Here is a 20,331-nt window from a genome sequence, read left to right on the forward strand (position 1 = left end):
GTTGAAGCTGAAGGTTCAAACCGCAACTGGAGGTGCGCGCGCCTGAAAAGATGAGGTGGGCGTGCGCGGCAGGGCCTGTTTGCCTGCCAGCCGCTGATGCAGCACCACAGCCCCCCGCCATGGCGGCAGAAGATCCGCATGTTCCGGCGGGATGAACAGGCCGCCAGCGGCCATGCAGCCACTGAAGCAGCAGCTCATGTCATGGGGGCGCGGGGCGCCATCCTGCGGATCGTCAGATCCGCTCAGGCACAGCACAGGCATCGCATCGCCGATGGATGCGGCCCGGGCGCTCGCCATGGCGCCGGTCAGCCCCTGCACCACCAGCACATAGGCCAGCGCCATGCGCACCAGAACCGCGACAAGGGCGGAGGTGCGGGAAGCAGGGGGCAGGGCAGGGCGCGCGCGCATGCTTTTCGATACGCGGCGGGAGGGGACGTGGCAAGATGGATGGGCCAGATGGATGGGCAGGGTGAATATCGCGCCGGGCGCTGGCCGCCTTTCATGCCTCATGCTGTGCACAGGCTGGCGGTTTGCCTCCAGCGGGGCAGGTTCCGCGCTGCCGGCAGCATGCCGCATTTCATGGGCTATTGTGTCATGCTGCCGCATGGCGCTCTTCCGGCTCGGACAAGGCCGTATGCGATGGGGTAGCTTGTCGGCAGGCGCGCTGGAGCATGTGTGATGGTGGATGAGGAACGAAACCGCTTTTCAGCCCGTGCCCTGCGTTATGCCCGCGTGGGTGCGAATGTGGGCGGGGTGGCGGCGCGCATAGCCGGAAGCCGCCTTCTGCCGGGTGGCGAGGGGCGCGATGGCGCCAATGCCGCCGCTCTTGCCGCCGCCCTGGGCGGGCTGAAGGGGCCGCTGATGAAGGTGGCGCAGCTCATGGCCACGGTGCCGGATCTGCTGCCGGCCGAATATGCGGGCGAATTGCAGAAGCTCCAGTCCGATGCCCCGCCCATGGGCTGGGCTTTCGTCAAGCGGCGCATGTCGGCCGAGCTGGGGCGCGATTGGGAGCAGCGCTTCACCAGCTTCGAGCGCACTCCCGCCGCCGCCGCCTCGCTGGGGCAGGTGCACCGGGCCGTGACGCTGGATGGTGAGAGCGTGGCCGTCAAACTGCAATATCCCGATATGCAGGCGGCGGTGGAGGCGGACCTCTCCCAGCTCGATCTGCTGTTCTCCCTGCACCGGCGGATGAATGGGGCGCTGGACACGCGCGAAATCGCCGTGGAGATCGGCGAGCGGGTGCGCGAAGAGCTGGATTACCGGCGCGAGGCCCGCCATGCCGCGCTTTATGCCCATATGCTGGCCGATGAACCGCTGGTGCGTGTGCCGCGCGTGCGCACCGACCTTTCCACCGGCCGGCTGCTGACCATGGAATGGCTGGAGGGTGAGAAGATCCTCTCCTTCGTGGATGCGCCGCAGGCGGAGCGCAACCTGCTGGCGCAGGCGATGTTCGCGGCATGGTGGATGCCGTTCAGCCGGTTTGGCGTCATTCATGGCGATCCACATCTGGGCAATTACACCGTGTTCCGGGCCCCGGGCGCGGCCGGTGGGCCGGGCGGCATCAATCTGCTGGATTATGGCTGCATCCGCATCTTTCCCCCGCGCTTCGTGGCCGGGGTGGTGGATCTCTATCGCGGTCTGCTGGCCGGGGATGAGGCGCGGGTTGTCCATGCCTATGAGACATGGGGATTCAGCGGACTGCGGCGCGAGCTGATCGATGTGCTGAATATCTGGGCGCGCTTCATTTATGGGCCATTGATGGATGACCGTGTGCGCACCATCGCCGATGGGGTGACGCCCGGCCAATATGGGCGGCGGCAGGCTTTTGAAGTCCACACCGCCCTGAAAAGGCTTGGCCCGGTGACTGTGCCGCGTGAGTTCGTGTTCATGGACCGCGCGGCGATTGGCCTTGGCGCGGTCTTCCTGCATCTGCGGGCGGAGCTGAATTTTCACCGGCTTTTCGAGGCCGCGATTGCCGATTTCGATCTTGAGGGGGTCAGTGCCCGTCAGGATGCGGCCCTGCGGGCGGTGGGGCTGAAGGAGGCGGCCGGCGAAGGCGCGGGCTGAAGGCAGGCCGTTCCGCCTGGCCACGGCATTCTTCCATGCAGGGCCGTGCACCTCACAGGGCCTTGCCCTCGATCATCAGTGCCCCGTCTTCCGTGCGATGGGCCGGCAGGGGCGCGACGCGGCGGTGCAGATGCACCATGAAGGCGGTGCCCACCACCGGCGTGATGAAGTTCAGTATGGGGATGAACAGAAGCGGGGCCAGCATCAGCCCGGCCACGAAAACCGTGGTGGCATGCGCCTGCCGCAGCGCCCTTGCCTCATGCGGGGTGCGATAGCGCATCGCCGCCATCTCGAAATATTCGCGGCTGATGAGATAGGCGTTCGCCACATAGAAAATGATGAGATTGACGCCCGGCACCAGCAAAAGCAGCAGGGCGCACAGATTGACCACCAGAACCAGGCCGAAGAAGCGCAGGGAAAACAGCAGCTGCTGGGCAACCGGCTGGGCCACGCCGGGCGGGTCCTGCGGATAGCTGGCCTTCTCCACCTTCTCCGCCACATCATCAAGAAACAGGCCGGCCACCAGCGCCGAGACGGCAGGCATGAGATAGAGCGCGCCAAAGACAATGCCGAGGCCGGTGATGATGGCCAGCGTCATCTCTATCCATGGATAGGAGGGGATCTCCAGAAAATACACCACGGCCCCCTGAAGCGCGAAGGCCAGCGCCACCAGCAGCAGGATGGCAAGGCCGACAGACTTTAGAAGCACGTTCCGCAAAAGCGGGGAGAAGGTCTGCTGGAGGGCGAGAAGGGCATCAGAAAACATGGGCTCATCCGGCGCTGGAACCTGCAACAGGTAGGTATTGCCGCAGCATCTCTCAAGTGGGCACAGACGAAACCGCCGCCCGTGCCCGGGAAAGGGCAGGGCGGCGGAAGACATGTCGGCAGCCGGTGGATGATTGCATCCGCACAAGGGGGCGGCGCGGGTTTCTCCCGCGCCGGTGCATGCTCAGCCGCTGATGAGCCGGGCGAGATAGATCCACAGCGGCGCGGCCACGATGAAGCCCAGCACACTCACCGCCAGAGAGGAGGTGCCTGTGCGTGTATAGACCTGATAGCGGCTGGCGATGATGATGCCGGAGAAGGCCGGCGGCAGGGTCACGCTGAGCACCAGCATCTGCAGCACTTCCGAATCCAGGCCGCAGGCCCAGCCCGCGAGAAGGAAGACGGCCGGCATCAGGATGAGCTTGAAAGCGGTATTGTAGGCGACTTCCCAGTCCAGCTCGATCGTGTAGGCCGAGAGTGTCAGGCCGGCGGCGAACACGGCCACACTCGAATTGGCCTTGGCGATGAGGTCGAAGGTGGGGTCCACCGCATCCGGCACGCGCACACCGATCACGACAAGGATCACCGCCAGAATCGGCGCCCACACCACCGGCTCCTTCAGCGAGGAGAGCAGCGCGCTGCCGGTGGATTCGGTCGTGCCGTCCTGCCCGCCGCCACCGGCATTGAGCAGATACAGGCCGATCGGGATGGTGACGGCGTTCACCACAATCGCGACGATGGCGATCACCAGCCCGGTTTCAATGCCCGTGCCGAACAGCGGGTCCAGCACCGCATAGCCCAGAAAGCCGATGGTGGGCGAGCCGGCGATCAGCGCGCAGACTGCACCTTCCGCTTTGGTGCGCTTGAAGAACCACTGGATGGTGAAATAGGAGAGCATGAACAGGCTGACGAGGCCTCCGAGCGAAATGATGCTCAGCGTGGCATTGGCCACCAGCATTTCCCTGTCCGCCCGCACGATCGAGACAAACAGGGCGGCGGGCAGGGCGTAATCCAGCACCAGCTTGTTGAATACCCGCGCCTGATCAGCCTGAAAGACATTCTTTTTACCGGAGGCATATCCGACAAGCATGATCACGATAATGGGTATGAGATCTGCTATCAGCAGCTTGGACATGAACTGTTCCACAAGTACCCCCTTATTCTGTGCCTCCGGGCTCTTTTGCATGTGGAGCAACGGAAACAGGCCGTATTTCTGTATCTCGGCAGATCCGCAGCCGAAGCCGGCCAGATCCTGTCACCTGCCCGGGCGCTGTGCGCGGGGCAAGGCCTTGTTCCATAGGAAAAATGTGCAGCCGGAAGTCTCTGGCGCAGCACTGCTGCGCGCCAGAGAGCTTTCATGCGGCGCGGTGCTCAGCCCTTGCTGAACTCCGCGCGGATGCTCGCGCCATTTTCATCCAGTTCCGGTGCGGCCGGGCGAACTTTGGGGTCGTCAAAGCCGCTGATCTTGATCGGGTTGCCGGGCATGGACAGGCCGCCGGCCTCGATCAGCATGTTGCGTGCCGCGGTCTGGGGGTGCTGCACGGCTTCCGCCACGGTGAGGATGGGGCCGACAGGCACGCCGGCCTCATGAATGGTTTTCAGCCAGTATTCGGCAGGCTGCTTCTGGAGAGCGGCCTCCATCTCGGCCTTCAGGGCGGGGTTGTTGGTCTCGCGCCCCTCATTGCTGGTGAAGCGCGGATCGCTCGTCAGTTCCGGCCGGCCAATCGCCTTGCACAGTTCGCTGAAGAGATGATCATTGCCGGCGGCGATGACGATGGGCTTGTCCTGCGCCTGATAGGTGTCGAACGGCGCGATCGAGGGATGGCGGTTGCCAAGACGCGGGGGCGCCTTGCCGGTGGCCACATAGGCCATGAAGCCATGCTCCAGGAAGGAGAGGGTGGCATCGAACATGGCAATGTCGACATGCGCGCCCTTGCCGGTTTTCTCGCGCGCGTGCAGCGCCGTGAGAATGCCGGAATACATGAAGATGCCGCCGCACAGATCCGACAGGGAGGTGCCGACCCGGATCGGCGGATCATTCGGCAGGCCGGTATCCAGCATGATGCCGCTCATGCCCTGCACGATGGTGTCATAGGCCGGATAGGAGGCCAGCGGCCCGGTCTGCCCGAAGCCGGCGGACGAGGCATAGATGAGGCGCGGATTGATCTGCGACAGCTCCTCATAGGAAATGCCGAGATGCTTGGTGGTGCCGGGCTTGTAATTCTCGGTGAGAATATCGGCCTTGCGCACGATATTGAAGAAGACCTCGCGGTCCTCGTCCTTCTTCAGGTCAAGGACGATGCTTTCCTTGCCGCGGTTGACGAAGGCGAAATACAGCGACTTGTCATTCACGAACGGCCCATAGGTGCGGGTGTCATCCCCGTGGCCCGGCTCCTCCACCTTGATGACCCGGGCGCCCATGTCGGAGAGCAGCATGCTCGCGAAGGGGCCGTTCAGGATATGGGTGAGATCGACGACGAGCAGGCCGGACAGGGGGCCCTGTGCGGAAGGGGCGCCAGGCGCATTCGGGGCATCGGACATCTGTATTCCTCAGGGGGTGTGCGCCGCCCTTCCGGGAAGAGGGGCGGCGCCAGGAGCGCAGGTTCAGGTATGCGAGACGGTGCTCTGCGGGTTCAGGTTGGTGAGGTGCCCGCTCTCCGTTCCCGCATGCGGGTCGATCACGCAGTTGATGAGCGCAGGCTTGCCGGAGGCAAGGGCCTCCTTCAGTGCGGCGGCCAGTTCTTCCTGTGTTTCCACATGGAATCCAAGACCGCCGACGGCCTGCATCATCTGGTCATAATGCGCCACTTCCAGCGTGGTGGGCGAGGGGTCCGCGCCGCCGGAGAGATTCACATTGTCGCCCCGGTAGATGCCGCCATTGTTGAAGATGAGGATGGTGACAGGCAGCTTGTAGCGGGCGATGGTCTCGATCTCCATGCCCGAGAAGCCGAACGCGCTGTCCCCCTCAATGGCCAGAACCTGCTGGCCGCTGGTGACCGCAGCGCCGATGCTGTAGCCCATGCCGATGCCCATCACCCCCCAGGTGCCGACATCCAGACGGCGACGCGGCAGGTGCATGTCGATGAGGTTGCGGCCGAAATCGAGCGTGTTCGCACCCTCGCTGACGATATACAGCTCCTTGTTGTCGGAGATCACGCTGCGCACGGCATTGTAGGCGGCGTAGAAATCCAGCGGCTGGGGCGTGGCCGCAAGGTGCTTGGCCATCTTCGCGCGATTGGTGTCGATCTTGGCGGAGATGGTCTGGAGCCATTCCTGCTGCGGGGCGATGCCGGCGGAAGGCAGGCCGGCGAGGAAGGCTTCCATGGCCGAGCCGATATCGGCCACCACAGGTGCGGCCACACCACGGTTGCTGTCCATTTCGGCGGCATGCACATCCACCTGGATGATCTTGCCATCCGCCGCCCATTCCGGGCTCTTGCCATGGCCGAGCAGCCAGTTGAGACGCGCACCCAGCAGCAGGACCACATCCGCCTGCCCCAGAACGAGCGAGCGGGCCGCGGCGGCGCATTGCGGGTGGGTATCCGGCACCACGCCCTTGCCCATGGACATGGGCAGGAAGGGAATGCCGGTCTTCTCGACAAATTCACGGATGGAGTCTTCCGCCCGCGAATAGGCCGCGCCCTTGCCGATGACGATCAGCGGACGCCTGGCGCCGGCCAGCAGCTTCAGTGCCCGCTCCACCGCGTCTGGCGCGGGAATCTGGCGCGGTGCGGGGTCCACCACCTTGATGAGGGATTTCTCGGCGAGCTGTGCATCCAGCGTTGCCGCGAGCACATCGGCCGGAAGGTCCAGATAGACGCCGCCGGGGCGGCCGGAGACGGCGGTGCGGATGGCGCGGGCAAGGCCAAGGCCCAGATCTTCCGCCCGGTTCACGCGGTAGGCCGCCTTGGCATAAGGCTTGGCGGCGTTCATCTGGTCGAGTTCCTCATAATCGCCGCGCTGGAGATCGACGATGGCGCGGTCCGAGGAACCGCTGATGAGGATCATCGGGAAGCCGTTGGTGGTGGCATTGGCCAGCGCCACCATGCCATTGAGGAAGCCCGGCGCGGAAACCGTGAGGCAGATGCCCGGCTTGCCGGTCATGTAGCCGCTGATGGCGGCGGCATTGCCGGCATTCTGCTCATGGCGGAAGCCGATATAGCGAATGCCTTCCTTCTGGGCGAGGCGGGCCAGATCGGTGATCGGAATGCCGACGACGCCAAAGAGGGTGTCGATATCGTTCAGCTTGAGTGCATTGACGATAATTTGCGCGCCATCGATCTGAGCGCCGTTTTCACCAGCCATTGCTGATCCTCATTGTGTCTGGAATCCAGTGCATTTTCGAGCGAGGTGAATACCGGTTCGCGTGAAGAAAATGCGACAGCTCAACCTGTTCTGGCGTTTCCCGGTTCATTGGAACAGAAAAGTGCCCGAAAAGGCTGCCGGGCACATCTGCCCGGCAGCCTGAATGTTTCCGGTCAGGATCAGATGACCTTTTTGGCCCGGAAGTCGGCGATCTGCTCGGCCGTGTAGCCAAGCTGGCCCAGCACTTCTTCAGTGTGCTCGCCCAGCAGCGGCGCGCTCTTGATGTCGGGCGTGAAGTCCGAGAACTTGATGGGGCTGCCGACGGTGAGGCACTTGCCGCGCAGCTTCTGGTCCATCTCCACCACGGTGCCGCTGGCACGCAGGTCCGGGTCCACCGCGATTTCCTTCATGCTCAGCACCGGAGCAATCGGAATATCGAACTTGCGCAGCTCTTCCACCGCCTCGAACTTGGTCTTGGTGGAGAGATACTTCTCGATCTCCGCAAAGATGTCGAAGATATGCGGCTGGCGGGCTTCCGCGGTTGCATATTTGGGGTCGGTCGCCCATTCGGGATGGCCGATGGCCTTGGCGGTCGCCTCCCAGTTCTGCTCCTGAATGGTGAAATAGACATAGGCGTTGGGATCGGTCTCCCAGCCCTTGCACTTCAGCACCCAGCCGGGCTGGCCGCCGCCACCCGCATTGCCGCCGCGCGGCACCGCATCACCGAACTTGCCGTTCGGATACTGCGGATATTCCTCCAGATAGCCGACCTTCTCCAGGCGCTGCTGGTCGCGCAGCTTCACGCGGCACAGGTTCAGCACGCTGTCCTGCATGGAAATGGTGACGCGCTGGCCCTTGCCGGTGCGCTCGCGGCCGAGAAGGGCGGTGAGCAGGCCGATGAGCAGATGGTTGCCGGTGTTGCTGTCACCCAGCGCGGCGGCGGAAACCGTCGGCGGGCCGTCCCAGAAACCGGTGGTGGAAAGGGCGCCGCCGGCAGCCTGCGCCACATTTTCATAGGCCTTGATGTCGGCATAGCGCGAGACATCATCGAAGCCCTTGATGGAGCCGAAGATGATGCGCGGGTTGATCTCCTGGATGCGTTCCCAGGTCAGGCCCATGTGATCCATCGCGCCGGGGTGGAAATTCTCCACCAGCACGTCCGACTCACGGATGAGCTGTTCCATGATCTTCTCGCCTTCAGGCGTCTTGGTGTTCAGTTCCACCGAGCGCTTGTTGGCATTGAGCATGGTGAAATAGAGGGCGTCCAGCTCGGGAATGTCGCGCAGCTGGCGACGGGTCACGTCACCCACGCCGGGACGCTCGACCTTGATCACATCCGCGCCATACCAGGCCATGAGTTGCGTGCAGGAGGGGCCAGACTGAACGCCCGTGAAGTCGATTACCTTGATGCCACTCAGCGGAAGAGTCATGATGCGATGATCCCCAGTGCGGAAGACGCAGTATCACTATGATACCTATCTGTCTCTGGGAGGCTATCCGATTGCCCTTTAGTATACAAGCATCAAGCTTGTTTTATTGTGTACTCGGGGTGTGTGCCCGGGCGCTTCGGGGGCAAGATCTGCTTCAGTGGGCAGAAATGGCCTGTATTCGCTTCCCAATGTCGCATCCGTATAAGCCCTATATCCTGCAATATATTGCACATCCAGATAGATCAGGGCGGTGATGGGGTATTTTCCCGATCAATCAATTTGGAATAAGACAAGATTGAAGATACTCCCCTGTATCGCTTGAGTCGATACAGGGGAGTGCATGAGCTTAACCGCCCAGTTCCTCGCGCAGGATTTCCAGCCGCAGCCACTCTTCTTCGGCCGCCTCCAGCTCAGCCTGCACGCGGGCAAGGGTGGCTGTTGCCTTCTCGAATCTGGCGGGGTCACGACTGTAAAGCTGCGGATCGGCCAGGACGGTTTCCGCTGCTTCCGCTTCCCGCTTCAGCTTCTCCATGGTGTCGGGCAGGGTCTTGAGCGCATGCTGCTCATGGAAGGAGAGGCGCTTTTTCGCGCCGCCCTCGGAAGCGCTCCTGGGGGCTGGCCTGTCTTTCGCGCTGCTGCGGTTCTCCGTGCTCTTCCGCGCCTCCACGCCGGCGCCACGCTGGGCCACCATGTCGGCATAGCCGCCCGCATATTCGCGGAACACGCCATGGCCTTCCGCCATGATGATGCTGGTCACGGTCCGGTCCAGAAAATCACGGTCATGACTCACGAGGATGACAGTGCCGGGATAATCGGCCACCATTTCCTGCAACAGGTCCAGCGTTTCCAGATCGAGATCGTTGGTCGGCTCGTCCAGCACCAGCACATTGGAGGGCTGGGCGAGGGCGCGCGCCAGCATCAGCCGCCCGCGCTCGCCGCCGGAAAGAACCGAAAGCGGTGAATTGGCCTGTTCGGGCGTGAAGAGAAAGTCCTTCAGATAGCCCATCACATGGCGCGGCTGCCCGCCCACCAGAACCGTATCCGAACCGCCGCCCGTGAGCGCATCCCGCAGCGTGGTGGTGGGGGCAAGGGCGGCGCGCTTCTGGTCCAGCGAGGCGACTTCCAGATTGGTGCCAAGCCGCACGCTGCCCGTATCGGGCGCCAGCTCGCCGGTCAGCAGCTTGATGAGCGTCGTCTTGCCCGCGCCATTGGGGCCAACGATGCCGATGCGGTCCCCCCGCAGGATGCGGGTGGAAAAATCCTGCACCACGCAAGTGCCATCAAAGGCCTTTGAGATGTTCCTGGCCTCGATCACCAGCTTGCCGGAGGTTTCCGCCTCGCTCACGGTGATCTTCACATTGCCGGTGGCGCGCCGTTCCTCACTGCGATCCTTGCGCATGGATTTGAGCAGGCCAAGGCGGCGCACATTGCGCTTGCGGCGGGCGGTGACGCCATAGCGCAGCCAGTCCAGCTCCGCCACGATCTTGCGATCGAGCTTGTGGCGTTCCGTTTCCTCCTGTTCCAGCACCTCGTCACGCCAGGCCTCGAAGGCGCCGAAACCCTGTTCCATGCGGCGGGTGGTGCCGCGATCCAGCCATACGGTGGCGCGGGAGAGGTTTTCGAGAAAGCGCCGGTCATGGCTGATGAGCACGATGGCCGAGCGCAGGCTCTTCAGTTCCTTTTCCAGCCATTCGATGACGGGCAGGTCCAGATGGTTGGTGGGCTCATCCAGCAGAAGCACATCCGGCTCGGGCGCGATGACGCGCGCAAGAGCGGCACGGCGGGCCTCGCCGCCGGAAATATGCGCGGGATCTTCCTGCCCGGTCAGCCCGAGCTGTTCCAGCAGATAGAGCGCGCGATAGGCGTCATCCCCCGGCCCAAGCCCTGCCTCTACATAGGCGAGCGTGGTGGAGAAGCCTGAAAAATCAGGCTCCTGCGGCAGGTAGCGCACCGTGGTGCCCGGCTGGAAAAAGCGTGTGCCATCATCGGGCGCGACAAGGCCGGCAGCCACCTTCAGCAAGGTGGATTTGCCGGAGCCATTGCGCCCGACGAGACACAGGCGTTCACCCGCCGAAACGGAAAGTTCCGCTCCGTCGAGCAGGGGCGTGGCGCCGAAGCGCAGATGAATATCTTGAAGCAGGATCAGCGGAGGAGCCATAATGCCGGATTAATGCCTGTCCTTGCGTCGGAACGCAAAGGGTTCGGCACATAACTCTTCCGCCGGCCTGTTGAGATGCGCACGAAAACCCGTCCCTGCACCTGGATTCAGGGGCAGGGGGATGCCGCCGCATGTTGGCGTGGAACGAAGCCGGTGTTGTCAATGGACCGTGGCGGTCTCACCAAGCTTCGTGATCTGTTCCTTGAGGGCAAGTTTCTTGCGTTTGAGTTCTGCGACCCTGGCCTGGTTGGCGGCCGGTCGAGACTGTTCCTGGCCGAGCTCCTGCTCAATGGCCGCGTGGCGCCGCTTCAGTTCCTGAAGGTGCGACTGGATGGACATGTGTACCGCTCCTTGTCTACGTCACCAGCCATCAGTCTGTCATGTGACTGACAAGGTGTCGACCGTAATTCTGGCGGTGGAGGGCGGAAGATGTCTTGCACTGCATCATTTCTTCAGCCGCAGACAGCTTCGCGGTGCATGCCGGTTCCTGTCATATGATTGTCCTTGTGGGCACTTTGTTCGCCCAACGGCGATGATGCAGCGCAATGCCGGCGTGCCGGCGCGGCACTTTGTCTGCCTCATGGCCTGCGGAAGGGAAATGGCCCTTCATTTTCCGCGCAAGGGGCTTTCATGGCATACTGCATCTGTGCCACGGGATGTGATACGCGCATATGGCAGCTTGCGACATGCGACCCTGCGCACATTTATGGGGCGATCCGGATACTCTCCGGCGATGACGGACATGGGCATGACCACTGACGAGGAACGGGAACTGCGCTTGCTTCTGGAGCGGCTGCGGCAGGAGCATCGCGATCTGGATACCGCGATTGCCGCGCTCGACAGCGTGATGGGGGCGGACATTCTCCAGCTTCAGCGCCTGAAGAAACGCAAGCTCCAGCTCAAGGACCGCATCACCCATCTTGAGGACCAGCTTTTCCCGGATATCATCGCCTGAGGCGGATTTGCGGCCATGTCCATTCCCAAAACCGCCTGAACGCGGTAGGTTATGGTCATGATCGAGATTGATGATCCCCGGCATCCGCAATCGGATTGCGGCTATCTTGAAGGTCAGATGCTGATCGCCATGCCCACCATGCGCGATCAGGAGTTCGCGCGCACCCTGGTCTATCTGTGCGCCCATTCAGCCGATGGGGCGATGGGGATCGTGGTGAACCAGCCGGTGGAAAATCTGGCGTTCACGGATTTGCTGGCCCAGCTGAATGTGGTGAATGACGGCTCGCGCATCCTGCTGCCTCCAGCGGCTGCACGCATCAAGGTGCTGCGCGGCGGGCCGGTGGAAACCGGGCGCGGTTTCGTGCTGCATTCGGCGGATTATTTCGTCGAGAACTCCACCCTTCCGATCGATGGCGGCATCAGCCTGACCGCGACGCTGGATATTCTGCGCGCCATTGCCGCCGGGCACGGCCCAAGAGATGCGGTGCTGGCGCTGGGATATGCCGGCTGGGCCCCGGGCCAGCTTGAGGCTGAAATACAGGCCAATGGCTGGCTGACATGCCCGGCCAGCGCGGATCTCATCTTCAGCGGTGAGGTGGACCATCGCTATGATCTGGCCCTGCGCCGGATGGGGATCGAGCCGGCCATGCTTTCCAGCGAAGCCGGGCACGCCTGAACGGACCTCACGCCACCGGTTCTGCCCGTATTGACCGGCGGCCCCGCTTGCCGGCCACGGGCCTGCATCCGGCTGCTGGCGCCTCCCGGCCAGAGCCGGGAAAAGCGCTCCCGCAGCCTGGGGCACAAGGTGCCCCAGCTTTTATTGGGCCGCCGCCTGCTTCTTCTTGGGCGAGGGAGCCGGAGCGGGGGCAATCAGCGAGCGGCATTCTTCCATGGTGAGCGGTTCGCCAAACACCACACCCTGCCCATATTCGCAGCCGAACTGGGTCATCTCGTCAGCCTCGGCCTCCCGCTCCAGCCCTTCGGCCACAACATCCATGCCCAGATCATGGGCCAGATTGACCAGCGAGGAGACGATGACCGGACGCGCCGCCCGCGCCGGCCCCTTGGAGGTATCCCGCACGAAGCGCTGCTGGATCTTGATGGAGTCGAACGGGAAGCGCTGGAGATAGGCCAGCGAGGAATAGCCCGCGCCGAAATCGCCCAGACACAGCCCGCCACCCAGCTCGCGCACCCGGCCGAGAACCACGGCGGCATATTCCGGATTCTCCATCACCAGACTTTCCGAAACCTCCATCTTGAGCGAGCCGGGCGCAACTGGGTGGCGCGTCAGGACGGATTTCAGATCCTGGATCAGCTCATGGCGCAGGATCTGCCGGGATGAGACATTGATGTGCAGGAACAAGGGCGGGTCCACCCGCAACATGCGCTGCCATTCGGAAAGCTGCGCGGTGGCCGTCTCCAGCACATGGAGGCCCAGATCGAGGGCAAGGCCGGTCTCTTCCGCCAGCCCCAGAAACTCCGCCGAGGCCAGCTCACCAAGGCGCGGATGGTTCCAGCGCATATAGGCCTCGAAGCCGCCAATGGCCCGGTCTCCAAGCCTGACGATGGGCTGGTAGCGAATGGAAATCTCGCCGCGCTCCAGAGCCTGCCGCAGTTCCGCTTCCAGCGTGGAGCCATCGATCTTCTGCTGGCGCATGGCGGGGCGATAGACCTCGATGCGGTCGCCGCCAATGCGCTTGGCATAGTACATGGCGAGTTCGGCATCCTTCATCACCTCATCGCGCTTGCCCAGCTCCCGGCCCAGCAGCACAAGGCCGATGGAGGCGGTGACGAGCATCTCGCGATTGGCGAGGGTGACCGGTGCGCGCAAGGCGCGGCGCAGCGTGTCCGCGAAGGTGGTGATGCGCTCCGCATCACTTTCCGAAAGCAGGATGAGGCCGAACAGGTCTCCGGAGAGGCGCGCCAGCGTATCCTGCGGCTTGAGCAGGCGCTGCATGCGGCGGGCGACGGTGAGCAGGACGGAGTCACCCACCGTCATGCCCACATCCACATTCACCTGCCGGAAGCGGTCCAGATCGATGATCATCACCGTGGGGCGCAGACGGTCATCCTGCCGCGCCATGATGAGCGCCTGATCCAGCCGGTCCAGAAACAGCTCGCGGCCGGGCAGGCCGGTGAGGTTGTCGCGCACCGCATCATGCAGAAGACGCTCCGCGGCAATGCGCTCGCCGGTGACATCGAACAGCGTGCCGACACAGCGCACCACTTCGCCATCGGCGCCCACCACCGGGCGGGCCTTCAGGTTGAAGGTGAGATAGTGGCCATCCACCGCCTTGAGGCGGAAATCCTGATCGATACGCCCGCGCCGCTGGTCGATGATGCCATCCAGAGTGGCGCGGAAACGGTCGCGGTCCGCCGGGTGCAGCACTTCCAGCCAGCCGGCGGCTTCGGTTTCCAGCGAATGGCGCTTGAGGCCGAGCGCCTCCTCTGCCTCGGGCGAGGTGTAGATGCGGTCGGAGTCCACATCCCAGTCCCACACGATCAGGCCTGAGCCGGCCAGTGCCAGCGCCCGCCGCTCCAGATCCGATGTCGAGCCCTCGACCGCCCCGATGCCGGCAAAGGCGTGCTGCATCACCGTGAAGCCGATGAGCATGACAATGATGACAAGGCCGCCCAGCAAAGCCGGGGCCGCCAGTTCATTGCTCACCACACCGGCAATGGCGAGACCCGCCATGACCACCCAGACCACCAGCAGGGACCAGGTGGGAATGATGAGCACGGCGCGGTCATAATTGTGCTGGGAGAGCCAGAGCACCACGCCAAAGCCGCCCAGTGCCACGATGAGCAGGGAGAGGCGGGCAATGCCGGCCGCGACCGGAGGGTCCAGCAGCGCCACCACCACCAGCGCGGCAAGGAAGGTGAGCCAGCCGGCGGCAATGTGCACATAGCGCACATGCCAGCGGTTCAGGTTGAGATAGGCGAACAGGAACACCAGCATGGTGGCGGTGAGGATCGCCTCGCCGGCCGCCCGCCAGAACTGCTCGGCTACCGGGGAAAGGGTGAAAACCTTGGACCAGAAAGCAAAATCCAGCCCGATATAGCCCAGAACCGCCCATGCCAGCGCGGCGGCGGCAGGAAACATCACCGAGCCCTTCACCACGAAGAGGATGGTGAGGAAAAGCGCCAGCAGGCCGGCAATGCCGATCAGGATGCCCTGATAGAGCGAGAAGGCGTTGACGCGGTCCTTGTAGGCATCCGGCTCCCAGAGCGAGAGGCGGGGAATATCATCGCCATTCACCTCGGCCACGAAGGTCACGGTGGAGCCGGGGTCCAGCGTCACCATGAAGGCGTCCGCATCGGTCGCCTTCTGCTTTTCCGGCTTGAAGCCCTGGCTGGGCGTGAGGGAAAGGATGCGCCGGTCTCCCAGATCGGGCCAGAACAGGCCGGAGCCCACCATGCGGTAGTGCGGGGCGACGATGAGACGGTCGACCTGCTCATCCGTATCGTTGGAGAGCGCGAAGATCATCCAGTTGCTGTCGGTGCGCCCTTCGCTCGCTGTCACCTCGATGCGGCGCACGACACCTTCGGCATCCGGCACGGTGGAGAACTGGAACCGCCCATCCTCTGTTTTCTTGCGCTCCACGGCGGGGAGGAGGTCTGTCACCTTGGCGTCTCCCCTCACGGCCACCGGCTCCAGGGCATGGGCGGTGAGGGGCATGCCGAGAGAGGTGGCAAGCAAGGCGAACAGGGCAGCAAGAAAGAGGCGTAGCATAGGGTCAGCGCACCTGAATTGGCTCTTCGCACGCCATAATATGCCTTCCGGGGAGAAGGTCGGCACGAAGCACATCACACAAGGACGGACGAAGAATCATTCATTCACTAAAGGAGCCTCGCGGCCGGGGCAAGGCGAGGGGGCGGCCGGCGGGCGCTCTTGTCACGCCCGCACACACAGGCCGCAGGGCCCGCGAATGGCAGGTCCGTGGCACCGGGTGTGCGGAGCGCCGGTAATGCGCTGCCGCCCCTGCTGACGATCACATCATCGTCAGCACGATCTTTCCGATATGCGTGCTGCTGTCCATGCGGGCATGGGCGGCAGCAGCGTCCGCAAGGGGGTAGCTGTGATCCATGACGGGGCGGAAGCGCCCCTCGGCGATCAGCGGCCAGACATGCCGGGTGATGGCGGCGGCCAGCTCCGCCTTCTGCGCGACAGGGCGCGAGCGCAGGGTGGAGCCGGTATGGGTCAGGCGCTTCATCATGATGCGCATGAAATCCACCTCCGCCTTCGAGCCCATCTGGAACGCAATCTGCACGATGCGTCCATCCATGGCGGCGGCCTCATAGTTCTTCTGGATATAGGGGCCGCCAATCATGTCGAGAATGACATCGGCGCCCTTGCCGCCGGTCACGCTCTTCACTTCCGCGACAAAATCCTTCTCGCGATAGTTCACGGCCAGATCGGCGCCAAGCTTCAGGCAGGCCTCACATTTTTCCGCGGAACCGGCGGTGACGGCCACATGCGCCCCGAAAGCCTTTGCAAGCTGGATGGCCGTGGTGCCGATGCCGCTGGAGCCGCCATGCACCAGCAGCCATTCCCCCGCCTTCAGCCCGCCCCGCTCGAACACATTGCTCCATACGGTGAAAAGCGTTTCCGGCAGGGCGGCCGCCTCCGCCGCCGAGAGGCCATCGGGAATGGGCAGAAGGGTTTCCACCGGAGCGGTGCAATATTGCGCATAGCCCCCGCCCGTCACCAGAGCGCAGACGCGATCACCCACCGCATGGCTGGTGACATTGGCCCCGAGGGCGACAATCGTTCCGGCAATCTCAAGGCCGGGAATATCGGACGCACCGGGCGGCGGCGGGTAATACCCCTTGCGCTGCATCACATCCGGCCGGTTCACCCCTGCCGCCTCCACCTGCACCAGCACTTCGCCCGGCGCGGGCGTCGGCACGGGGCGCGGGCCGGGTACCAGCACTTCCGGGCCGCCGGGCATGGTGATGCTGATGGCCGTCATGGTTTCGGGCAGCGGACCGTGGGCGGGATGAGCAGACATGGAGCAACTCCGGTTTTGGGGCGTGCATGGCGGCGCACGAAGAGGCCATTTTCAAATCATGGACGAAAGAGGCAAGATACTTCGTGAAGATGAGTGAAGCTGTGCGCCATTCAGGGGATTATGGGGAGGGCACTCCATGTCAGCCCCCAATCATGGCCCGTTTGAGGCGCGAGGGAGATGGGGATGAACGAGGAACCACGCGCGAATCAGGCGGACGGGATCCGGGTTGGCGCTGATCTGTCCGCGCTCTCGGAGGCCGAGATCCTGGAACGGATCGCGGCGCTGAAGGTGGAAATCACGCGGCTGGAGCAGACGCTTGCCAGCAAGCAGGCCTCACGCGCGGCGGCGGATGCGGCCTTCCGCTTCTAGGCCGCGCCCGGCCTTCTGCGGGCCGGAGTGTTGCGGGATTGTGTGCGGCGGGGCGCGTGAGGATTATGCCTTTCGCGCCGCACTGTGCCATAGTCCTACCGCTTCAAGGCATTGGGAGCTTGCATGGCACGCGTCGTCGATCCTTTCGTGAAGGTGTCCTCGCCCCGGATATTCCTTGTGCGCATGGTGGTCTTTCTGGCCCTGTGCGCGGCGCTGGCGGCTGTGCTTCACCGCCAGATCTGGGAAGCGTTCCTGAACAATCCGGGGCTGAATGGCGTCATTTTCGGCGTGCTGGCTGTCGGCATCATCCTGTCCATCCGGCAGGTGCTGAGCCTGTTTCCGGAAGTGGGCTGGGTGAACGCCTTCCGCCTTTCCGATCCGGGGCTGGCCATTGCAGACCAGCCGGTGCTGCTCGCGCCCATGGCGGCGCTGCTGGGCGACCGGGTCGGCCGCATGGCCATTTCCCAGACCACGATGCGCTCGATTCTCGATTCCATCGGCACGCGTCTGGATGAAAGCCGCGATATTGGCCGCTATCTCACCGGCCTGCTGGTGTTTCTGGGCCTGCTTGGCACCTTCTGGGGCCTGCTGGAAACGGTTTCGGCCATTGGCGGGGTGATCGGCTCGCTGGAGGTGGGGCCGGATTCCGGTACGATGTTCGAGGATCTGAAGAATGGCCTTGCCGCGCCCCTCGGGGGCATGGGCACGGCCTTCTCGTCTTCCCTCTTCGGCCTTTCAGGCTCTCTGGTGCTGGGTTTTCTGGATCTTCAGGCCGGACAGGCGCAGAACCGTTTCTATACCGATCTGGAAGACTGGCTTTCCACCACGGTGCGGGATCTGGACCAGCCGGCAAGTGCCCCCATGCCGCCGCGCCATGTGCCCACCCTCGGCACGGAGCCGCTGCTGGCCCTGCCGCCGCCCGGCGCGGTGGTGGACCATGAGCCGCTGATCGCCGCCCTTTCCAGGCTGGAGCGCACGGTGGAGGAGGCCGGCTCCCATCGCGTCACCAGTTCCATGGCGCATCTGGCCGAAAGCCTTCAGGGGCTGGTCACCCATATGCGCGCCGAGCAGGAACTGCTGAAACAGGTGGTGGAGGCGCAGGCCCGCCAGCAGGAGGACCTGCGCTATCTCGCCCAGAGGCTCGATCAGGCGGCCCGGCATGCGGGAGGCCAAGCCGCGGGTGGGGCTGCCATGGGCGGATCTGGCGCCGCATCCGCCCGCCCCGAGCCCGAGGGGCGGCCGCAAGGTCCGGCGGGGAGATAGCCCATGGCCCTCGGCCGACGCGGGCGTGACCGCACCATCAATTACTGGCCCGGCTTTGTGGATGCGCTGTCCACATTGCTGCTGGTGTTCGTGTTCCTGCTCTCCGTCTTCATGATCACCCAGTATTTCCTGACACAGGAAATGATGGGCAAGGATACTGTGCTCCAGCGGCTTGAATCGCAGATCCGCCAGCTCACCGAGCTGCTCTCGCTTGAGCGGGCGAGCGGACAGGCGGCGGATGGCGAGATGGCCTCGCTTCGCGCCTCTCTCGATGCCATGCAGGCGGAGCGGGATGACTTGCGCGGCCGCCTTGCCGCCATTCCCGGCGCGGCGGCGGAGAATGGACGCGAGCAGGCCCTGAACCGCGAGGTGGAGGCGCAGAAGGATGCAACCGCCAGCGCGCTCGCGCGGATCGAGCTTCTGAACCAGCAGATTGCCGCCCTGCGCCGGCAGATGGCGGCGCTGGAAGAGGCGCTGAATGTTTCCGAGAAACGCGATGTGGAAAGCCAGGCGCGGATTGCCGATCTGGGCCGCCGCCTCAATGTGGCCCTGGCCCAGAGGGTGCAGGAGCTGACCCGCTATCGCTCCGAGTTTTTCGGCCGCCTGCGCACCATTCTGGGCAATCGTCCGGATATCCGCATTGTGGGCGACAGGTTTGTCTTCCAGTCCGAATTCTTTTTCGATCCCGGCTCGGCGGCGCTGCGGCCGGAGGCGCGCACGGAGCTGGACAAGCTGGCCGGCGCGATTCTGGAGCTGGAGAAGGAAATCCCCAAAGATATCGACTGGGCCCTGCGCATTGACGGGCATACCGATATCCGCCCCATCGCCAATGCGCAGTTCCCCTCCAACTGGGAGCTGTCCTCCGCGCGCGCCATCGCGGTGGTGCAATATCTCATTTCACGCGGGGTCAGCCCCCAGCATCTCATCGCCGCAGGCTTTGGCGAGTTCCAGCCGATCGACACCTCCGGCACGCCCGAGGCGCTGGCCCGCAACCGCCGCATCGAACTCAAGCTGACGGAGCGCTGAGTCGCCATGCAGGACGAAGTTCAATGGCAGGCATGATCCTGCGTGCGGGCGCGCCTGCAGACCGGGCCGCCATGGCGCGGCTGTGGGTGGCAAGCTGGGCGCACACCCTGCCGGAGATCGATTTCAACGCCCGGCTCGGCTGGCTCGAACAGCATCTGGATGGGCTTCTGGCCGATGGCGCGCATCTTCTGGTGGCCGAGCGGGCGGGGCGTGTGGGGGGATTCGTGGTGATCCATCCCGGCACCGGCTATCTCGACCAGCTTTCCGTGCATCCCGATTTCTGGGGAAAGGGCATGGCGGAGGCGCTGATGGAGGGAGCCCGGGCGCTTTCCCCCGCCCGCGTGGCGCTGGATGTAAACCAGGAAAACCCGCGCGCCGTGCGATTCTATGAAAAAATGGGCCTGAAAATCGTCGGGGAGGGGGAAAACCCTGCTTCCGGCCGGCGCACCTTCCGCATGGAATGGCGCCGCGCGGAGGGTGAAACATCACCACAATAAACGCGATTGATGACGCCTTGATGCATGCTTCGGCTTGTGTCGCGTCATGGTCTCGGCTATAGACCCGCCACTTCCATATGGAAACGAATTTACGCGCGCGTCTGGTCGGCGATCATCTTGGCGCTGCGAAAAGGACTGAACCGATGAAAAGCGACATCCATCCCGACTATCACTTCATCAAGGTCGTGATGACGGACGGCTCCGAGTACAAGACCCGCTCGACCTATGGCAAGGAAGGCGAGGTTCTCCAGCTCGATATCGACCCGCGCACCCATCCGGCGTGGACCGGCGGCACCCAGCAGTTGACCGACCGTGGCGGTCGCGTGTCCCGCTTCAAGAACAAGTTCGGTTCGCTGCTCAAGTGAGCCATGGATGCGGGGCCGCGGCCCCGCAGGTTCCGCCCGGTGCGGAAGAATCCAGCGCCCGAGGTCCTGCCGGACTTCGGGCGTTTTTCTTTGTTCCGGGTGGTTTTGTGCCGTCGGGCT

Annotated in this window: 18 protein-coding genes; 8 read left to right on the top strand and 10 right to left on the bottom strand. The window is 63.9% G+C overall.

Translation table 11 applies throughout. From position 1 onward, the window contains the following. Window positions 1-15: 15 nt before the first annotated feature. A complete protein-coding gene (locus ACT6QG_RS07690) occupies window positions 16-408 on the bottom strand; it encodes a hypothetical protein (RefSeq protein ID WP_444976991.1) in 393 nt (130 codons plus the stop codon). 270 nt (window positions 409-678) lie between these two features. On the opposite strand from ACT6QG_RS07690, the gene ACT6QG_RS07695 reads away from it, so the two are divergent. Next, window positions 679-2,067, top strand: coding sequence for an ABC1 kinase family protein (locus ACT6QG_RS07695; protein ID WP_444976992.1), 1,389 nt, complete (start codon window positions 679-681; stop codon window positions 2,065-2,067). 52 nt (window positions 2,068-2,119) lie between these two features. Here ACT6QG_RS07695 and ACT6QG_RS07700 read toward each other — a convergent pair whose 3' ends face one another. The 7 genes from ACT6QG_RS07700 to ACT6QG_RS07730 form a co-directional block, all read right to left on the bottom strand. Then, the gene (locus ACT6QG_RS07700; protein WP_444976993.1) at window positions 2,120-2,833 is read right to left on the bottom strand and encodes a sulfate transporter family protein; all 714 of its coding nucleotides are present in this window, start codon (window positions 2,831-2,833) and stop codon (window positions 2,120-2,122) included. Between the two features lie 183 nt (window positions 2,834-3,016). Continuing rightward, complete coding sequence (yfdV, locus tag ACT6QG_RS07705) at window positions 3,017-3,967, bottom strand: transporter YfdV (RefSeq protein ID WP_444976994.1); 951 nt, start codon at window positions 3,965-3,967, stop codon at window positions 3,017-3,019. 236 nt (window positions 3,968-4,203) lie between these two features. After that, window positions 4,204-5,373: a CoA:oxalate CoA-transferase gene (gene yfdE, locus ACT6QG_RS07710; protein ID WP_444976995.1), complete on the bottom strand. Its 1,170-nt coding sequence runs from the start codon at window positions 5,371-5,373 to the stop codon at window positions 4,204-4,206. Window positions 5,374-5,436: 63 nt separating this feature from the next. Beyond that, window positions 5,437-7,137 (bottom strand): oxalyl-CoA decarboxylase, encoded by a 1,701-nt coding sequence (oxc, locus tag ACT6QG_RS07715; protein WP_444976996.1) that lies wholly within the window; start codon window positions 7,135-7,137, stop codon window positions 5,437-5,439. Between the two features lie 179 nt (window positions 7,138-7,316). Further along, a complete protein-coding gene (gene frc, locus ACT6QG_RS07720) occupies window positions 7,317-8,567 on the bottom strand; it encodes a formyl-CoA transferase (RefSeq protein ID WP_444976997.1) in 1,251 nt (416 codons plus the stop codon). Between the two features lie 346 nt (window positions 8,568-8,913). Further along, window positions 8,914-10,725, bottom strand: a complete 1,812-nt coding sequence (locus ACT6QG_RS07725) for an ABC-F family ATP-binding cassette domain-containing protein (RefSeq protein ID WP_444976998.1) — start codon at window positions 10,723-10,725, stop codon at window positions 8,914-8,916. Between the two features lie 159 nt (window positions 10,726-10,884). After that, window positions 10,885-11,064 (bottom strand): YdcH family protein, encoded by a 180-nt coding sequence (locus tag ACT6QG_RS07730; RefSeq protein WP_444976999.1) that lies wholly within the window; start codon window positions 11,062-11,064, stop codon window positions 10,885-10,887. Window positions 11,065-11,473: 409 nt separating this feature from the next. On the opposite strand from ACT6QG_RS07730, the gene ACT6QG_RS07735 reads away from it, so the two are divergent. Both ACT6QG_RS07735 and ACT6QG_RS07740 read left to right on the top strand, forming a co-directional pair. Continuing rightward, a complete protein-coding gene (locus ACT6QG_RS07735) occupies window positions 11,474-11,680 on the top strand; it encodes a YdcH family protein (RefSeq protein ID WP_444977000.1) in 207 nt (68 codons plus the stop codon). Window positions 11,681-11,737: 57 nt separating this feature from the next. Further along, window positions 11,738-12,355: a YqgE/AlgH family protein gene (locus ACT6QG_RS07740; protein ID WP_444977001.1), complete on the top strand. Its 618-nt coding sequence runs from the start codon at window positions 11,738-11,740 to the stop codon at window positions 12,353-12,355. A 141-nt stretch (window positions 12,356-12,496) separates the two neighbouring features. On the opposite strand, the gene ACT6QG_RS07745 is transcribed toward ACT6QG_RS07740, so the two are convergent. Together ACT6QG_RS07745 and ACT6QG_RS07750 are read right to left on the bottom strand one after the other, a co-directional pair. Next, complete coding sequence (locus ACT6QG_RS07745) at window positions 12,497-15,412, bottom strand: EAL domain-containing protein (protein ID WP_444977002.1); 2,916 nt, start codon at window positions 15,410-15,412, stop codon at window positions 12,497-12,499. 259 nt (window positions 15,413-15,671) lie between these two features. Beyond that, complete coding sequence (locus tag ACT6QG_RS07750; RefSeq protein WP_444977003.1) at window positions 15,672-16,691, bottom strand: NAD(P)H-quinone oxidoreductase; 1,020 nt, start codon at window positions 16,689-16,691, stop codon at window positions 15,672-15,674. A 183-nt stretch (window positions 16,692-16,874) separates the two neighbouring features. Between ACT6QG_RS07750 and ACT6QG_RS07755 the strand changes: the two genes are divergently transcribed. The 5 genes from ACT6QG_RS07755 to rpmE all read left to right on the top strand — a co-directional run bounded on the left by ACT6QG_RS07755 (window position 16,875) and on the right by rpmE (window position 20,211). Continuing rightward, a complete protein-coding gene (locus ACT6QG_RS07755; protein WP_444977004.1) occupies window positions 16,875-17,060 on the top strand; it encodes a DUF1192 family protein in 186 nt (61 codons plus the stop codon). A gap of 123 nt (window positions 17,061-17,183) precedes the next feature. Next, window positions 17,184-18,323, top strand: coding sequence for a flagellar motor protein MotA (locus tag ACT6QG_RS07760; protein WP_444977005.1), 1,140 nt, complete (start codon window positions 17,184-17,186; stop codon window positions 18,321-18,323). 3 nt (window positions 18,324-18,326) lie between these two features. Beyond that, the gene (locus ACT6QG_RS07765; protein ID WP_444977006.1) at window positions 18,327-19,349 is read left to right on the top strand and encodes a peptidoglycan -binding protein; all 1,023 of its coding nucleotides are present in this window, start codon (window positions 18,327-18,329) and stop codon (window positions 19,347-19,349) included. Window positions 19,350-19,372: 23 nt separating this feature from the next. Beyond that, entirely contained in the window at window positions 19,373-19,846 is a 474-nt protein-coding gene (locus tag ACT6QG_RS07770) for a GNAT family N-acetyltransferase (protein ID WP_444977007.1), read from the top strand. A gap of 143 nt (window positions 19,847-19,989) precedes the next feature. Continuing rightward, window positions 19,990-20,211: a 50S ribosomal protein L31 gene (rpmE, locus tag ACT6QG_RS07775; RefSeq protein ID WP_444977008.1), complete on the top strand. Its 222-nt coding sequence runs from the start codon at window positions 19,990-19,992 to the stop codon at window positions 20,209-20,211. Window positions 20,212-20,331 lie beyond the last annotated feature (120 nt).

This window comes from Haloleucobacter ellipsoideus, assembly GCF_052491725.1.

What these genes read in the sequence shown, in the direction of transcription:
- ACT6QG_RS07690 (WP_444976991.1), bottom strand. Translation starts at nt 408, where the DNA reads ATGCGCGCGCGCCCTGCCCTGCCCCCTGCTTCCCGCACCTCCGCCCTT.
- ACT6QG_RS07695 (WP_444976992.1), top strand. Translation starts at nt 679, where the DNA reads ATGGTGGATGAGGAACGAAACCGCTTTTCAGCCCGTGCCCTGCGTTAT.
- ACT6QG_RS07700 (WP_444976993.1), bottom strand. Translation starts at nt 2,833, where the DNA reads ATGTTTTCTGATGCCCTTCTCGCCCTCCAGCAGACCTTCTCCCCGCTT.
- yfdV (WP_444976994.1), bottom strand. Translation starts at nt 3,967, where the DNA reads ATGTCCAAGCTGCTGATAGCAGATCTCATACCCATTATCGTGATCATG.
- yfdE (WP_444976995.1), bottom strand. Translation starts at nt 5,373, where the DNA reads ATGTCCGATGCCCCGAATGCGCCTGGCGCCCCTTCCGCACAGGGCCCC.
- oxc (WP_444976996.1), bottom strand. Translation starts at nt 7,137, where the DNA reads ATGGCTGGTGAAAACGGCGCTCAGATCGATGGCGCGCAAATTATCGTC.
- frc (WP_444976997.1), bottom strand. Translation starts at nt 8,567, where the DNA reads ATGACTCTTCCGCTGAGTGGCATCAAGGTAATCGACTTCACGGGCGTT.
- ACT6QG_RS07725 (WP_444976998.1), bottom strand. Translation starts at nt 10,725, where the DNA reads ATGGCTCCTCCGCTGATCCTGCTTCAAGATATTCATCTGCGCTTCGGC.
- ACT6QG_RS07730 (WP_444976999.1), bottom strand. Translation starts at nt 11,064, where the DNA reads ATGTCCATCCAGTCGCACCTTCAGGAACTGAAGCGGCGCCACGCGGCC.
- ACT6QG_RS07735 (WP_444977000.1), top strand. Translation starts at nt 11,474, where the DNA reads ATGACCACTGACGAGGAACGGGAACTGCGCTTGCTTCTGGAGCGGCTG.
- ACT6QG_RS07740 (WP_444977001.1), top strand. Translation starts at nt 11,738, where the DNA reads ATGATCGAGATTGATGATCCCCGGCATCCGCAATCGGATTGCGGCTAT.
- ACT6QG_RS07745 (WP_444977002.1), bottom strand. Translation starts at nt 15,412, where the DNA reads ATGCTACGCCTCTTTCTTGCTGCCCTGTTCGCCTTGCTTGCCACCTCT.
- ACT6QG_RS07750 (WP_444977003.1), bottom strand. Translation starts at nt 16,691, where the DNA reads ATGTCTGCTCATCCCGCCCACGGTCCGCTGCCCGAAACCATGACGGCC.
- ACT6QG_RS07755 (WP_444977004.1), top strand. Translation starts at nt 16,875, where the DNA reads ATGAACGAGGAACCACGCGCGAATCAGGCGGACGGGATCCGGGTTGGC.
- ACT6QG_RS07760 (WP_444977005.1), top strand. Translation starts at nt 17,184, where the DNA reads ATGGCACGCGTCGTCGATCCTTTCGTGAAGGTGTCCTCGCCCCGGATA.
- ACT6QG_RS07765 (WP_444977006.1), top strand. Translation starts at nt 18,327, where the DNA reads ATGGCCCTCGGCCGACGCGGGCGTGACCGCACCATCAATTACTGGCCC.
- ACT6QG_RS07770 (WP_444977007.1), top strand. Translation starts at nt 19,373, where the DNA reads ATGGCAGGCATGATCCTGCGTGCGGGCGCGCCTGCAGACCGGGCCGCC.
- rpmE (WP_444977008.1), top strand. Translation starts at nt 19,990, where the DNA reads ATGAAAAGCGACATCCATCCCGACTATCACTTCATCAAGGTCGTGATG.